Origin of the sequence: Xenorhabdus ishibashii, assembly GCF_002632755.1 — a bacterium.
GTDB classification, from domain to species: domain Bacteria; phylum Pseudomonadota; class Gammaproteobacteria; order Enterobacterales; family Enterobacteriaceae; genus Xenorhabdus; species Xenorhabdus ishibashii.
In genome coordinates, this window is record NZ_NJAK01000001.1 from 2,464,380 (window position 1) to 2,480,472 (window position 16,093).

General features: G+C 37.3%; 14 protein-coding genes. 6 read left to right on the plus strand and 8 right to left on the minus strand.

Annotated elements, in window-relative coordinates; translation table 11 throughout:
* Window positions 1-3 precede the first annotated feature (3 nt).
* From Xish_RS11735 to mak, 4 genes are all read right to left on the minus strand, one after another.
* On the minus strand, window positions 4-1,638 hold the full coding sequence (locus Xish_RS11735; protein WP_099118013.1) for an ABC transporter substrate-binding protein: 1,635 nt from the start codon (window positions 1,636-1,638) through the stop codon (window positions 4-6).
* A gap of 457 nt (window positions 1,639-2,095) precedes the next feature.
* The gene (locus tag Xish_RS18630; protein WP_167383263.1) at window positions 2,096-2,236 is read right to left on the minus strand and encodes a hypothetical protein; all 141 of its coding nucleotides are present in this window, start codon (window positions 2,234-2,236) and stop codon (window positions 2,096-2,098) included.
* Window positions 2,237-2,320: 84 nt separating this feature from the next.
* A complete protein-coding gene (locus Xish_RS11740; protein ID WP_208614856.1) occupies window positions 2,321-4,291 on the minus strand; it encodes a bifunctional 2',3'-cyclic-nucleotide 2'-phosphodiesterase/3'-nucleotidase in 1,971 nt (656 codons plus the stop codon).
* Window positions 4,292-4,404: 113 nt separating this feature from the next.
* Window positions 4,405-5,310, minus strand: a complete 906-nt coding sequence (gene mak / locus Xish_RS11745; protein ID WP_099118014.1) for a fructokinase — start codon at window positions 5,308-5,310, stop codon at window positions 4,405-4,407.
* Between the two features lie 168 nt (window positions 5,311-5,478).
* Between mak and rdgC the strand changes: the two genes are divergently transcribed.
* Window positions 5,479-6,390 (plus strand): recombination-associated protein RdgC, encoded by a 912-nt coding sequence (gene rdgC, locus Xish_RS11750; RefSeq protein ID WP_099118015.1) that lies wholly within the window; start codon window positions 5,479-5,481, stop codon window positions 6,388-6,390.
* Window positions 6,391-6,434: 44 nt separating this feature from the next.
* Here the strand turns inward: rdgC and Xish_RS11755 are convergent, their stop codons facing one another.
* From Xish_RS11755 to Xish_RS11770, 4 genes are all read right to left on the minus strand, one after another.
* Entirely contained in the window at window positions 6,435-7,583 is a 1,149-nt protein-coding gene (locus tag Xish_RS11755; RefSeq protein WP_099118016.1) for a porin, read from the minus strand.
* A 438-nt stretch (window positions 7,584-8,021) separates the two neighbouring features.
* On the minus strand, window positions 8,022-9,065 hold the full coding sequence (locus Xish_RS11760) for an acyltransferase (RefSeq protein WP_099118017.1): 1,044 nt from the start codon (window positions 9,063-9,065) through the stop codon (window positions 8,022-8,024).
* 12 nt (window positions 9,066-9,077) lie between these two features.
* Window positions 9,078-9,734 (minus strand): SGNH/GDSL hydrolase family protein, encoded by a 657-nt coding sequence (locus Xish_RS11765; protein WP_099118018.1) that lies wholly within the window; start codon window positions 9,732-9,734, stop codon window positions 9,078-9,080.
* A 415-nt stretch (window positions 9,735-10,149) separates the two neighbouring features.
* Window positions 10,150-12,087 (minus strand): BglG family transcription antiterminator, encoded by a 1,938-nt coding sequence (locus Xish_RS11770; RefSeq protein WP_167383264.1) that lies wholly within the window; start codon window positions 12,085-12,087, stop codon window positions 10,150-10,152.
* A 190-nt stretch (window positions 12,088-12,277) separates the two neighbouring features.
* On the opposite strand from Xish_RS11770, the gene Xish_RS11775 reads away from it, so the two are divergent.
* The 5 genes from Xish_RS11775 to Xish_RS11795 all read left to right on the plus strand — a co-directional run bounded on the left by Xish_RS11775 (window position 12,278) and on the right by Xish_RS11795 (window position 16,055).
* Complete coding sequence (locus Xish_RS11775; RefSeq protein ID WP_099118020.1) at window positions 12,278-12,592, plus strand: PTS sugar transporter subunit IIB; 315 nt, start codon at window positions 12,278-12,280, stop codon at window positions 12,590-12,592.
* A gap of 63 nt (window positions 12,593-12,655) precedes the next feature.
* Entirely contained in the window at window positions 12,656-13,900 is a 1,245-nt protein-coding gene (locus Xish_RS11780; RefSeq protein ID WP_099118021.1) for a PTS transporter subunit EIIC, read from the plus strand.
* A 29-nt stretch (window positions 13,901-13,929) separates the two neighbouring features.
* Window positions 13,930-14,271 carry a PTS sugar transporter subunit IIA gene (locus Xish_RS11785; RefSeq protein WP_099118022.1) on the plus strand — a complete coding sequence of 114 codons (342 nt, stop codon included), beginning with the start codon at window positions 13,930-13,932 and terminating at the stop codon, window positions 14,269-14,271.
* 11 nt (window positions 14,272-14,282) lie between these two features.
* The gene (locus Xish_RS11790) at window positions 14,283-15,722 is read left to right on the plus strand and encodes a glycoside hydrolase family 1 protein (RefSeq protein ID WP_099118023.1); all 1,440 of its coding nucleotides are present in this window, start codon (window positions 14,283-14,285) and stop codon (window positions 15,720-15,722) included.
* A gap of 72 nt (window positions 15,723-15,794) precedes the next feature.
* Window positions 15,795-16,055 (plus strand): HPr family phosphocarrier protein, encoded by a 261-nt coding sequence (locus Xish_RS11795; protein WP_099118024.1) that lies wholly within the window; start codon window positions 15,795-15,797, stop codon window positions 16,053-16,055.
* Window positions 16,056-16,093 lie beyond the last annotated feature (38 nt).

The following is a 16,093-nucleotide window of genomic DNA, read 5'->3' on the forward strand; positions in this document are numbered from 1 at the left end:
TAATCAATGTCTAATAATATAGAGATCTTTTGTCGAAATATAATCCATTGGGGTAACGTAAAATCCACCAATATAAGGCTTTATCAGGCGATTACTAACATAATAATAAATAGGTATCACTGGGGTATCATTATTAAAAATGTCCATTGCTTTTTGGTAATAAGCAATATCATTGGTTTCACCTGCTTTAATCACTGCCTGATCAAAAGCATTATTAGCATACTGTGGTATATTATGACTACTTCCTGTCAGGAAAGTATCCAAAAAAGACATAGGGCTGTTGTAATCCGCTGTCCAGGCATATCTGACAATATCAAACTTGTTCTGGTGCATATTATCCAACATCACTTTCCATTCTTGGTTTTGTAGGCTGGCTTGAACACCTAAGTTCTGTTTCCACATTGAAGTGACAGCGATGGCAAGTTTTTTATGAGATTCTCTCGTGTTATAAAGCAAGTTAAATTTGAGCGGATTTTTTTCGTTAAAACCGGCTTCGCTCAACAATTCCTTGGCTTTTTTAATCCGCTGCTCCTGTGTCCAGGAGGCATATTTTGGTGGTGTTAATGTGGTACCACCGATATTAGGGGGCAGAATATCATAAGCAGGTAGTTGCCCCATGCCTAATACCTTATCAGCAATCACATCTCTATCTATGGCTAAACTTAAGGCTTTTCTGACTCTGACATCATTAAACGGCGCTTTTTGTGTATTAAACACATAATAGTAAGTACTGAGCATAGAATTAATATGAACTTGATCATCCAATGTTTTCTTTAATGATGCAAAGGAATCCAGAGGAATGGTCATAGTCATATCAATTTCACCAGCAAGATAGCGGTTTAAATCCGATTTTTCTGATGTGATAGCAAGATAAGTTACTTTATTAATTACCGTGTTTTTATCATCCCAATAATGGGGATTCCTGACACCAATAACATTTTCATTCACTTTCCACTCAGATAGCTTAAATGCTCCACTGCCAACAAAAACATCGGGATGTGTCCATTTGTCACCATATCTTTTAACCGCTTTTTCACTCACTGGAACCAAAATTGGGTGGGTTAGCATTTGCAAGAAATAAGCCACGGGTTTATCGAGTTTCATTTCCAATGTGAAATCATCCAACGCCTTCACTCCGAGTTCTTCCGTTTTTTTCTTGCCTAGTAATATGTCGTTTGCATTAACCACGTGTGCTGTTCCAAGATAGCTGCTATAAGGCGAACCCATTTCTGGATCAAGCAGACGTCGCCAGCTAAATACTACATCATGAGCGGTAATCGGCGAGCCATCAGACCATTTAGCGCCTTTTCTTAAATGAAATAACCAGGTTTGGTTGTCATTCGTTTCCCAACGTTCAGCCAATCTTGGCTCGATATGACCTTTTCTATCGGTATAAACCAAACCATCAAAGAAATCATGGATAATATTCAATTCAACATTGCTTTCTACTTTATGTACGTCTAAAGAGGCGGGGAAAGAGCCGTTGTTGCGCACAATCTCTTGTTTTTCAGCTAATTGCGTTCCTGGTGGAACCACGGCAGAATAAGAGGGTGTGATGTTTGTTAATAGTATTCCCATCGAGCAGGTAAGAATTTGGAAGAGCTTATTTTTCATTAATCCCGCCATGATATTTTTCATATTTTAAATCTCCATTAATTGCTTTTTTATAATTACATTACGATGCCATTCTTATTTAAATTATGACTTTATTTAACTTTATCGGTATCAACTAAACGTTGAAAAAAATCTCGCAAGATATCAAACTCACTACTTCCCTCAGACTTATGTGGATCTAAAGAACTGGGTTCGGAAAAGTTGTTGCATTTTATACATATTAGTGGTCTCCATAATTGTTTTCATTATTAAATAATCAATACATATATCACTATTACCTTATTACTATTACCTTATAATTATTACCGATATGAAGATGATTATATTGGGTAAGTTATTCGAGTAATTTGAAATTTACTCCAATGCAGAAGTGCAACACGTAATGATTAGCGTTGCACTTATGATCTGGTTCAAACAACCTTTACAGTATCTTTGATCTATTACTTTTATCTACGCCGAACTGTGTTATCTTTTATCTCCGTCACATTATTTTGCTCTCATAGCGATAGGCGCACGGATAGCGCCATTGAGATGCTTGCAGTACGCCATGAAAATCATTCAGTCCCAGAACACGGACATCCACAATAACACCAATCGCAATTGGAAGTAATTTATAATTCATTTTATTATCTCTTAATATTTAGGGTTTGCCTGCCCGTTTGCTATGCAGGTGAGCAGGCATTAATACCATTAAATTCAGTAAGTTTTATTTTTTATCTGTCAGATCAATTTGATAGATGGCAAAACCAGTATCATCATTTTTCAAGTATTTCATCGGGTATTGGGCATGTTCTTTAATAAATTTCGCCGCTTTTTCTGATGGTGAAGTTTCGAAACGTATATCTAATTTTTTATCTGTTTTGATTGGCAGAAATGACCAATTGTTTTCAGCCTGGGTTGATACTATGCCCTTTTCTTTAGTTATTCTGGAAATGTAAGAAGCCAAAACGGCGCGGTTTTCATCCGGTGAAGCAAATGCAATATGATCTTCTCCGGTTCCAGCGAATTTGCCACCGTAACCACGGTAATTATTGGTGGCGATCAGGAAAGTGACTTTTGGATCAATCGGTTTACCCTGATAAGTAACATCTTTGATACGGTTCGCCCCTTTATTGATGAGCTGGCAATCGGTGTCATATTTAGCGGGTTGAGTCAGGTCTATCTTGTAGTTAACCCCCGTGATGGTGTCGAAGTTATAAGTACGGAAACCATCCCAGTTCAGTAATGCTTGTGGTTTAGTGGAATTTGGATCAATCTGGTTAAACATGCCCGCCGAACACTCCAGCCATTCGACCACATCCGCCCCCGTTGCTTTCACTACTACTAATGTATTGGGATAGAGGTACAAATCAGCCGCGTTGCGGAAAGTCAGATCACCTTTTTCCACTTCCACAAAATCGGCCGGTGCATTTTTACGTCCGCCAACTTTAAAAGGTGCTGCTGCCGCTAAAACAGGCAGCCCATCCAGATTTGGATCACCTTGAATAAAGCGTTTGGTGTAATCTACCTGCGCATCATTGACGATCTGAACAGTTGGATCGCTCTGGATCAGAGCCAGATAGCTATACATGTTGTCAGAAGCTTTGCCAATGAATTTACTTACAAATTTGCGAGTTCCCAAGTGATCTTTTTCAATGATGGCAGCCAGTTTATTATCACGTTCAACCAATGCTTTTTTATGGGTTTTGTCATAGATAGGGCGGGTTTGCGCCTTAGCCGATTCGACTTTCCATTCACCACTATCGTTATTGATCACCATATCAACAACACCCAGATGATCTCCCCACTGTCCTGGCATGACGGCAGGAACGCCATTAATCGTTCCATTAGCGACATTTACCCCCTTGATGCCAGCATACTCTTTGCTTGGGAACACGCCGTGAGCATGACCAAACATAATGGCATTAATGCCGGGAACTTCACTCAGGTAGTAAACCGAGTTTTCTGCCATCGCTTTATAAGGGTCTTGGGAAAAACCGGAATGCGGAATGGCGATAATCAGATCTGCGCCCTCTTTTTTCATTTGAGGGACGAATTTTTTCGCCGTTTCAGTGATGTCATTAACAACCACTTTGCCATTGAGATTGGCTTTGTCCCAAATACTGATTTGTGGTGGCACAAAACCGATATAACCGATCTTAATCGTGTGCTCTTTGCCTTCGCGATCTTTAACTGGAGTATCAACGATAATATAAGGCGTAAAGTAGTTTTTGCCGGTTTTGGCATCGATGATATTGGCATTGATATAAGGGAATTTAGCACCGTCGATGGCCTGTTTCAGGTAATCCAATCCAAAGTTGAATTCATGGTTACCAAAGTTACCGACGGTATAGCCCATAGTATTCATCAATTTGTAGGCCGGATGAATCTCCCCTTGTTTCAACCCTTTTGCCACCATGTAATCCGCAAGTGGGCTGCCTTGGATCAAATCACCGTTATCTACCAAGATCGCGTTGGTTGTTTCCGCTTTGGCCGACTTAATTAAGTTCACAGTACGAACCAAACCAAATTGTTCCGTGGATTTATCTTTAAAATAATCAAAATCCATCAAGTTACTGTGAATATCCGAGGTCTCCATCACCCGCAAATCAACGGTTGCCGCGTTCACATTGAATGCCACCAAGATTGCCAAGGTTGACATTTTCAACACGTTCTTCCTTTTCAACATATTTTTCATCATGCTATTCCCCTTGATAACTAATTAACTTTTTAGCGCTTTCTTCACGATGACGCGCAACTTGAAATTTTCTTAGATATATTGGTGCCCTCTATCGTTGCAAAAATACGGTATCATTGAGGCCATAACCAAGCTGCACCACGTACACCACTGGAATCACCATGCACGGCTTTTCTGATTGGTGTTGCACACTCTCCACCAAAAACCCACTCTTTAACTAAATCGGGCAACGTCTGGTAAAGACGATCAACATTGCTCATGCCACCGCCAAGTACAATGACATCCGGATCCAATAAATTAATCACCTGTGCCAGCGCCCGTGCTAAACGCCTTTCATAACGGCGCATCGCCAACTCCGCGAACTCATCACCCTGTGCTAAAGCCTCTATGATTTCATGGCCTTTTTTCTGCACTCCGCTCAAGCGGAAGTAATCCGTCATAAATCCGGTGCCTGATACAAATGTTTCAGTACATCCTGGTTTGCCACAAAAACAGCGTACTTCATCCTGATATACGCGATCTTCTTCATCCATCCACGGTAATGGATTATGCCCCCACTCCCCTGCCAATCCATTGCCACCAGCATGAACCCGTCCCTCAAATGCAATGCCTGAGCCACAACCTGTTCCAATGATAACGGCAAATACCATTGGCATTCCTTCACCCGCACCATCTGTGGCTTCCGACACAGCCAGACAATTGGCATCGTTAGCGATACGCACTTCACGCCCCAGCAAAGTGGCAATATCCTTATCCAATATCTTTCCATTCAGCCAAACTGAGTTGGCATTTTTTACCTTTCCGGTAAAAGGCGAAATTGCACCAGGAATGCCAATTCCCACGGTTCCTTGCTGTCCGGTTGTTTGTTCCGCATCAATAACCAACCTAACGATGGCTGCCAATGTTTTCTGATAATCATTGCAGGGAGTATCTACCCGTTTGCGAAATAACTCTTCCCCTTGATCGCCTAATGCAATCACTTCAATCTTGGTTCCACCGAGATCAATTCCTATACGCATAGCTTACTTTTCCTATTTAGCGGGATGACGTTTTTTATTATATGAGAATAAGGCAGTGATTATATGAAACGAATGAAGTTCTAGGGCTTCGTCATATGATTCGTTATCATGCTCCCTTATATTTTAAGATGACCTTTGTCACAATGAGCAACAATATGGGGTAACTGCATGTTATGGTTCAAAAATTTAATGATTTACCGTTTAAACCGAGAATTCTCCCTTTCGGCGGATGAACTGGAAAAACAATTAAGTCCATTGGCATTCACCCCATGTGGCAGCCAGGATATGATGAAAACGGGCTGGGTTTCTCCAATGGGTGCTCACGGTGAAGCATTAACCCATGCTGCTGGCAATCAAATTCTTATCTGCGCACGCAAAGAAGAGAAAATGCTGCCTTCTCCGGTAATTAAGCAGGAATTACAAGCCAAAATAGCCCGTCTGGAAGGTGAACAACACCGCAAACTGAAAAAGACAGAGAAAGATTCATTGAAAGATGAAGTCATTCATACTCTGTTGCCAAGGGCATTCAGCCGTTTCAGCCAAACCTATATTTGGATCGATACCGTCAACCATTTGGTCATCGTTGATGCCGCCAGCGCAAAACGTGCTGAAGATAATCTGGCATTGCTGAGAAAAACATTGGGTTCTCTGCCGGTTGTGCCGTTGACTTTCACTGATCCTATTGAAATGACCTTAACTAAATGGGTACGTTCAGGTGATCTTCCTACCGGTTATGCCCTGATGGATGAAGCCGAGCTAAAAGCCGTTCTTGAAGAAGGCGGAGTCATTCGCTGTAAGAAACAGGATTTGGTCTCAGACGAAATTGCGGCGCATATTGAATCCGGCAAATATGTTACTAAGTTGGCCTTAGATTGGGAAGAACGCATTCAGTTTATGCTGTCAGATGACGGCTCATTCAAACGCATCAAATTCAGTGAAACTTTACGTGAGCAAAATGATGATATCGATCGTGAAGATGTTGCCCAACGATTCGATGCTGATTTTACTTTAATGACAGGGGAACTCAGTGCGCTAATCAAAAATACGATTGATGCGCTGGGCGGCGAGGCCGAAAGGTAATCAAAAATGAACTGCCTCAAACCGATTGAGGCAGTTCAATACAATTAGAAGCGATAAACCAAACCAACACCAAAGACGTCATCAGTGCTGATTTGCGCTTTCTTGGTAAAATCATTGTCTTTCAATAGGTTGAATTGATATTCCGCGTACGTGCCCATATTTTTATTGAAATCATAGAAGGCACCGACTGAAACATATTTCACCAAATCTTCAGAATCTTTGTCTGTCAATATGCTCTTGTCAGACAGGTCATGACCCAAATCTTTACCTTTGGAATAAACAAACGCGACAGAGGGGCGCAAGCCGAAATCAAACTGATACTGAGCCGTCAGTTCAATATTTTGAGCTTTATTGGCAAACATCGTATGGTTATCTACAGCACTTCCAAATCGGGTTAAGTTACGGGTTTCACCATACATAGCCGCCAGATAGACATTATCTTTGTCATACTTGGCAGAGACGATCCATGCTTCGGCTTTATTCCCTTTTGCCAGAACCTTAGCCGCATCAGAACCCAGTTTTTGTGCCGAAGTACGGTTAGAGTTACCGTATGATGCCCCAATATTAAAGCCATTACCAAAATCATAAGTACTGGAAAGACCAAAACCATCACCATTTTGTTTTGCAACATCGCTACGACTATTTTTAGTACTGCCATCATTTTTAGCTTGATACTGCAAGGCAAAATTCAGACCATTCGCCAAACCAAAAAAGTCAGTGTTGCGGTAGGTTAATAAGCCTGTTGAACGCCCCATCATGAAGTTATCGGTAGCCGCCATAGAGTCACCACCAAATACTGGCAATGCATCTGTCCATGAGTTGGCGTCATAAACGACACCATAATTACGCCCATAATCCAGCGAACCATATTCGCCAAATTTCAGTCCGGCGAAAGCCAAACGTGTTCTGGTATTTGCCCCACTCTCTACTTCTGTGCCATTAGCACCCATGTTGAATTCCCAGCGCCCGAAGCCAGTCAGGATATCCGTAATTTGGGTTGAACCTTTAATACCGATACGACCGACAGAACCATCACCAGACTGTGCATCTGATTTGGAGAAAATTCTTTGAACATCTGCCTTTCCATACAAATCTATTTTATTACCATTTTTATTATAAATTTCAGCAGCATTCGCTGCTCCTGTAATGAGAAGTACCGGAATTGCCATTGCTATTGCGTTGCGTGTTATCATTATCATAATCCTCACTCATCTTGTTATTATTTAGCTACCGCCAAGAGGTCCATATTCCAAAAACGACTTTCTTTGGAATAATACATAATCAGGTGGGCGGAATATTTTACTTGTTTTGGTTAAATAAGTGTTAAATTTGTAACAAGTGATGATGATAATAAAATTTAACGAAACCTTTTGCTAACAATAATTAGCAAAAAATGCCATCCTGTGAAGAGTGTCACATTATAGGGATACTCTCTATAACCCAACACTATCAATTATGATAATAGTTAATTAAAAACAGTAAGTTATAAATAATGAGATGTGTAATAAAAAATGGATCCGTCTACGAAAAATGGCAGAAAATTATCTATCGCCCCTGCCGGTAGGGTCACCAGTATTATACTATCGCGCTTCCTCGACAGGGAAATATTCTGCACCTATCAATTCATAATATTAAATAGTTATGATTGACGAAGTTATCTTGGATTTTCTCAATAAAACACATAACATATATGACAAAACAAAAGCGAGTAGTGAATACACTATTATATAAACATATATATTTACGTAATGAAATTCCTTCAACAAGAATTTATGGATAAAATCATTGTGTATTTCAACAACAAAAATATTATGTACGAGATATATGCCTAGTATGTTTTTGCTAATATCTCCTGTTATGCTTGATATTTTACTTACACTTAGATTAACCAAGAATAAAAATAAGCATACGGAAGAGATCTGGAGAAAGATATTATAAAACTTCCCATAAAAGAAAGCCATCCCTGTCCTGAGCGATATAAAAGAAAGTAAAATTAATGAGATGATGGAGAATACTAACAGAATTATATGTTTAAAGGAGAAAGGTTTTATTTTAGGCTTAGTAAGCCCTATATACCCTCCAATCAGGAAACTGAGAAGTCCTTCAACCTGGAATGGAAGTAAAATATCAAAGGGCACGATGGAAAAGTGATATTTATAATCTGTCAATGCATTCAATAATGTAAAATTGGAAATAACAAAAATTATAATTATTATCTTTATAAGACCTTTAGCGTTTTCTGGATTAAATGAATTCCGTATCAATGGAGTTAGTATATACAAAGAGATTATTGCAAAAATAAACCATAAATGAGTAGCATCTGATATAAATCTGCTAACATTAACATAGCTTAAAAAACTGACAGTAGTAATTGTTGTGAATTTACTAATAAAGAAATTATCATAGATGTAATAAAAGGATAACCAAAACAACAATACAATTAAAATCTTCTTAACCTTATTAATTACATAAGTTGTTTGGTTTTCATGTTTGTTATTTAGTAAAAAATAACCACTGCACATAAAGAATAACGAAACACCCAATTGACCTGCTTGTCTATACAAATATAAAATCACGTCATTCTCATAACGTAACAAGAAGAATAATGTGACGTGAGATACTACAACGAAAAATATAGAAATTATTTTCAATAAATCGATGGTTAGAACTCTCATGCAAAACTCCTCTTAAATTGATAACATAAAGTTTGCAATTTTAGGTGCTATTTTTGTCATGCCTATTTTTGATGGATGCAGTCCATCGGACTCTGTACCTGAGCTATTACTGGTCATGATATCTATATTTTCCTCATTAAAACCGGAGTTTTTCAATAAATCCAGATACGGGATAGAGTAGCTTTCACACACTTCTCTGCAAACATTGCAATAATCAGATAAATAGTATCCTTTCAAATTTTTCTTGTTCATGCCTCTTTCTATTGAGACAGGTGTTGTTATGATGAACCCTATCCTTGATAATGGGTATTGCTTTGTGACTCCTGTCATCAATAAATGCATAGCGCCAATAAATGTTAATGGTGTTTTTTCTTTACTGTCACCTATTTCTATTCCTCCATAAGAACCAAAATTATAGCCAAAATCGTTAACCCCTCCCCATATGGTAATGATGTCTGGGTTGTTTCCCATTTCTTTATATCTTAAACAAATAGCAGAACTATCATTTTTATCTTTTTGAGCTATACATGTTCCTCCAATGCCGTAATTCACAAATTTTCTTAGCCCTAACATTTCAGTCACGATGGGTTGATACCACCCTCTTTCTGTTATGCTGTCTCCAAGTGAGAACCAAACTTGCCCCGCCAAATGAGATTGAATATAAGACATTTCTTTTCCTTTGCTTTTTCTGGAATGATGATCGGGTTGTTTCTGGAGGTATCTTCCCCAGAAAAAAGGATACCCACATCACAGTATTTGCCCGCAATAAAGAAATTAACAGTTAAATCCGTAAAAGATTGTGTGCAACTTATCATTCTGTAATTTTTTATAAATATTATTGATGAAGTTTCGGTTGATAATTAATCAAGATGTTGCAGAGGCAAAAAAACAACAGGTGTAAGTTTATTTTAAGTAACAAGTTAATAACCAATGAAAATATAAAACGAATATATTATAAAATAATTAAATATTAACACTTTTGACAAATATATATTTGTCAAAATGAAGGCTGAAAATACCTATTCCCAGCCTTTTATTTGTCAATAATACTTATTTCAACATATTATATTGCGAGGCTAAATTCTCACCCTATTGGTAATGAGGTGATGTAATGATGATGATCTTCAATTAAAATATCTTGAAACTTTTCGAAATCAGTGATTTTACCAAGTGCACCAATAACGCCATCGTGATTGAAGATATCCAACAATGCATCATAACTCTCAGCAAAATATGTCCTGTCTACCCGATTTATTGCACTCAAAAATACTACATGCACACGTTCATATTTTCCCCAACGTATACCTTTTGGGCTGATGACTACAGCGATACAGGTTTTCACCGCATCCAGTTTTATCGAATGAGGTAATGCGAAAATGCCAAATGCTGTCGAAGAGGCATTCTCACGCTCATACACATAGTTGATGAAATCAGCTTCAACATAGCCCTTCGCTAACATTTTCTGGCAAACTATTTCTATAAGTTCATCTCGATTGCGAAGATTAGGATTAAAAAGAAAAAGTTCAGGATCAAAGAATAAATCAATATTTCTGATTAACGTTGCCTTTTTCCGGTTTGCATTGGCTGTGTCAATTTTTTCCATTAATTCAGAATGCTTATCTCTTAAATGAAAAGGTGAGATGTAAACAGTTTCATAATATCGCTCTGGCGAAAAATTTATTGTCGTAATCAATAACTCAAATGCCATACCTTCCAATTCAGCAGGCTGTGAAATAATCTTAATAATATTTATTTCATCACCAAAATCACGTAATAGTTGATGGTAAATTTTATTTTCAATTCCACGATAACTCGGACACAGAAGTACGGTTCTAATTTTAGTAATATTTCTTTTTTTCCGTTCAAACTCCGCCCCAACATGTAATGCAATGAAGGAAATTTCATCTTCATTCAATTTATTATTGAAATATCTATTTAACTGTAAAGAAATGAAGATAGCAATATCAAAAACGATTCTGCACTCCTTTTTGATTATTTCCAGCATGGGATTTTTAGTGTAAATTTTATGTTTCAACCTTGTTTGTAGCCCTGACAAGTGTAAGGACAGCAAAGAGATAAAATCATCGGAAGCCAAATCAATCAGATAATTTTCTTGCACAGATTCAGCTAACTTCCGGGTAAATTGATAAAGTTTAACGCCAACTAAGTCAATAATTTCATTATCTATCTTATTAAGGTTTGTATTGGTTTTCAAAAAAAGATAGCAAGATCTTCTTTCATTTTCAGGAATAAAAATCTCAAAACAAAGTTGAAGCTTGTCGCATAATTCATCTGAGATCAATCTTAGATCACTATTTTCTATAGGTAATGCCCGATTCTCCAGATACCTGCCTTTTTTCAAACGTTCTATCAGTATCAGAAAATGTAAAATAAGATTAGTATACGAAAAATCACTAAGATACAATTCCCACTTATCAAAAACGTTGGTCATTATTTCAATAACATCTTTAACTTGCTTTCTCTCAAATATTTTTTCCAATACTTTTGAGTCAATAAAACGATAGCTCGTTTGTTCAAAGATCGTGTAAGAAACTAATTTTCTTAAATCATGTTCAGTGCCTAATATTTCAATACTATTGTTTTTACATAAAAATTTCACGTTGAAGCGTTGAAATGATGTATTCATCTTATATACTAATGCCTTTAACGTAGAATCACTTATACATAAATCATTGCTTAGGTCATATATATTACTGCTCCTCTTAAATAACAAGATTGCTTTAATGATAAAGTTTGCTCTTTCTTGATATGTTTTGGGCAAACTGTTCTTCTGTAAATTTAACTGTTTTACTATATTTTGTGACAATAAATTTTGTGATAACAAATACCCCTGACGACTGGAAATAATAATTTTTTGTTCATGCAGTCCATTAATTTCTGCAACGTAATTCTTTACAGATCTTATTGATACCGCCAAGATTTGAGATAATTTTAATGCTGAAACAGGGTTCTTCTGAGTTAATAGGTGTTCTAATAAATCTTTCAGTTTAATTCTTAACATAACAATACCCATAACAATAACTATAAAATTAAAAATAATGATTTAATATTACTGTTAATATTTTCATTTAAAAATAAAAACCTGCCCTCTATGAGTGCAAATATTAATTTGAATATACAAGAAAAATGGTAGAGAGTGTATCCACATAAAAAATAGCAATCAATGAACTACTCAATAACAAGAGGTTTACATGAAAAAGATATTTATTATGTTATGCTGCGGGGCAGGTATTTCTAGCGGAATGCTGGCAACCAGAACCCGCAATGCAGCAAAAGATAAAGACATCCCTGTCACTGTTGAAGCCAGAAGTGAAAGTGAAGTCGCAGAGTATTTTTCTGTAATCGATATTTTATTCCTTGGGCCACACTATGCTTCACAGCAAAAAGAGTTTCAGAAACATGCCGACCGTTATCATATTCCTGTCATGGTGGTACCACAAGAAATCTATGGAAGATTAGATGGTAAAGCATTACTTGATTTGGCGATAAATACCCTAAAAAACTAACTTAATTATTTAAATTAAATTTCACCAGGGAATTTTAGAGTAAAAATTAAAGAGAGATACAAAATGCAAGCATTTATGTCTTGGTTATCTGACTCATTTGCACCTGCTATGCAAAATTTTACCAAACGGCCTTGGGTAGCAGCAATTTCTGGGGCAATGCAAAAAAACATCCCTTTTATCTTAGCCGGTTCACTTATCTTTTTTTATAACGTATTTCGTTCTTATTTTTTGTTTTTGCCCGATCTTGGCAAGATTGCCAATTATTCTTTTGGAATGCTCGGTTTAATTACGGCTTTTATGATTGCAAATCAAATGATGGAGAAGCTGTATCACTTTCGCTATACGCTTATTGCCGGACTCACTTCGATTTGTGTTTACATGATGTTCATTAAGCCAGAATTTACCGATGGTAATATGCTCGTCAGTTTTGATCGCTTTGGCCCAGCGGGAATATTATTAGGCATTATCACCGGACTATTTGTTTCTTATCTCTTTCATTTATATACCAAGTTAGGATTATTGAAAGAGAGTGCTTTACCTGATTTCGTTGTCGGTTGGATACATGCGATTATTCCCATACTGATTTCCATTGGCAGTGGAACATTGTTGGTCTTCACTTTTGATATTGATGTTTTTTCCAAACTATTATCGCTCTTTTCTCCCATCGCTGCATTCGGGCAAACCCTGCCCGGCTTTATTCTCATGGCGCTGATTCCTGCGATAGCCATGTCTATGGGCATTTCCGTCTGGACATTTACAGGTCTGCAAATGCCAATCTTCATGCTTGGGATCACTGCCAATATTGCGCTGGTCGCTGCTGGTCAGCCAGCCACAAATATCGTGACTTATGAAACCCTATTTACCGCCGCGTTAATTACCATGGGAGGAACAGGTGCAACACTTGCATTGAATCTTTTAATGCTGTTTTCAAAATCCAGAGAACTAAAAACAACAGGCTATATCTGTATTGGTCCTTCTTTTTTCAATATTAACGAACCGTTGGTATTTGGTACGCCAATTGTCCTTAATCCACTCTTGATGCTACCAATGTGGATCAATGCAATTACCAGTCCAATTATCGTATGGATTTTCATGCGCTCAGATTGGCTGAATATACCGTCGAAAATGATTCAAGTTGGTCAAATACCGGCTCCATTTTCCAGTGTCATCATTACGGAAGACTGGCGAGCGATTATTTGTTATGTGGTACTTATGGCCGTTTTCCTTATCACCTGGTATCCCTTCTTTAAGGTTTATGAAAAAAAACGTATTGAGGAAGAAAGTGCTAATACAAGTAAACAAGATTGAATTGTTTAATTTCATCAGGAAGTTTAAAAATGAATCGTGAGGACAATATTTTAACCCCCGTTGCTCTGGAAATTATTCTCAATGCAGGTAATGCAAGAGAAAAAAGTGAAGAAGCCATTAAATATGCTCATATTGGTGATTTTAAGAATGCCTATTTATATCTGGAGAAAGCCAAAAAAATGATGCTCTCTGCTCATCATGCACAAACTGAGATTATTCAAAAAGAGACTCAAGGGGAAAGTTTTTATTTAGATCTACTGTTTATCCATGCTCAAGATACGTTAATGACCATACGAAGTGAGCTTAATCTGCGAAAAGAGATAATTGGCCTTTATGAATTTATTCATAATATCACTAACAAAAGTCAATAAAGGAAAACATCATGATAAAAAATAATGAGTTATTTCCAGAGAATTTTCTTTGGGGCGCATCAACCAGTGCTTATCAGGTTGAAGGTGCTGCGGAAACATACGGTAAGAAACTTTCACAGCAAGATGTCATTAATAATAATCCAGGCTTTGCCGATACCCATATAACCAGTGATCATTACCACCGCTATAAAGAAGATATTGCATTAATGAAAGAGCTCGGTTTGAAATCTTACCGTTTTTCTATTGCATGGTCGCGTATTTTTCCGGATGGCATCGGAAAAGTTAATGATAAAGGAGTGGAATTTTATCATAACCTTATCGATGAATTGTTAAAAAATGGAATAACACCGATTCCAACACTATACCATTATGATATGCCGATGGCGCTGGTTGAAAAATATCATGGCTGGATTAATCGGCAAAGTGTGGCAGATTTTGCTTATTACGCGGAATTTGTGATCAAAGAATTTAGCAAGAAAGTTCAATATTGGTTAACCATCAATGAACAAAGTATTATTGTACAATTCTGGACGAAAAAGTGTCTGATTCCAGAACACTTTCTGCATGATGAACAAATCAAATATCAGATTAATCATCATATGAATCTTGCCCATGCTATTGCCTGCAAATTGGTTCATCAATGGGTTCCCAACGGCTTGGTCGGTGCTGCCTTAGGATATTCCGCCATTTATCCACTCACCAGTAAACCAGAAGATAATTTAGCTGCTCAAAATGCCAATGATCTGCGTAATTACTACTTCACAGATATCTACCTGAAAGGGCACTATAATCAATCAGCCCTAATTTATCTAAAAAATCATGGCCTGGCACCGCATATCGAAGTCGGTGATATGGAGTTGATTAAAGAAGGTTATTCTGATTTTCTGGCAATTAATTACTATTGCAGTCATGCTGCCGCCGCCGCAGAAAAAGGTGCTCAACGACGCATGGATGGCTTTAATCCAACAGGCATTAAAGGGCAAATAGATGGGCATGAAATTCAGCCGAATTTCTATCAAATCCATAAAAACCCACATCTTGATACAACAGACTGGGATTGGGCAGTTGACCCAATTGGATTGGAATATCTTTTGCGTGATTTATACACTCGTTATCAGAAACCTTTGATGATCACAGAAAATGGCTTTGGTGCCGATGATAAGCTGGAATCTGATGGCGCTATTCATGATGATTATCGCATTAATTATATTCAACAACATATTAATGCCATTAAGCGAGCAATGAATTATGGAGTTAAAGTGATTTCCTATAATCCGTGGAGCTTTATTGATTTGCTTTCCACCAGCAATGGTTATAAAAAAAGATACGGTTTTGTCTATGTTAATCGGACAGACAAAGACATTAAAGATCTCTCCCGCTATAAAAAAGATTCATTTTACTGGTATCAGAATGTTATTCAAACCCGTGGTGGTTCGTTAAAAAAATCCTGATCTTATTTCTATACCTAATAAATTGCAAAATTTTCGCTTGAAAGATAGAGAATATATAAACAGGTAATTTTTATGATTGAATATCCGGTGGTTGTTACTGCTCCTTCAGGGTTGCATACGCGGCCTTGTGCTCAACTCTGTAATTTTGTCAAAAATTACACTGGCAAAATTGAAATTATCAGGGGAGATAAAAGTGCGAATCTAAAAAGCATGTTTAAAGTGATGTCGATGGGAATCAAAAGTGGTATGGAAGTAATTATTCGGGTTGAAGGTGATAATGAGAAGGCGATGGCACAATCAGTTATTGAGTTTATTCGTAATATAAAAGACTGAGCTATATACTTTATTAATCCATTTAATCATGAGTAAGG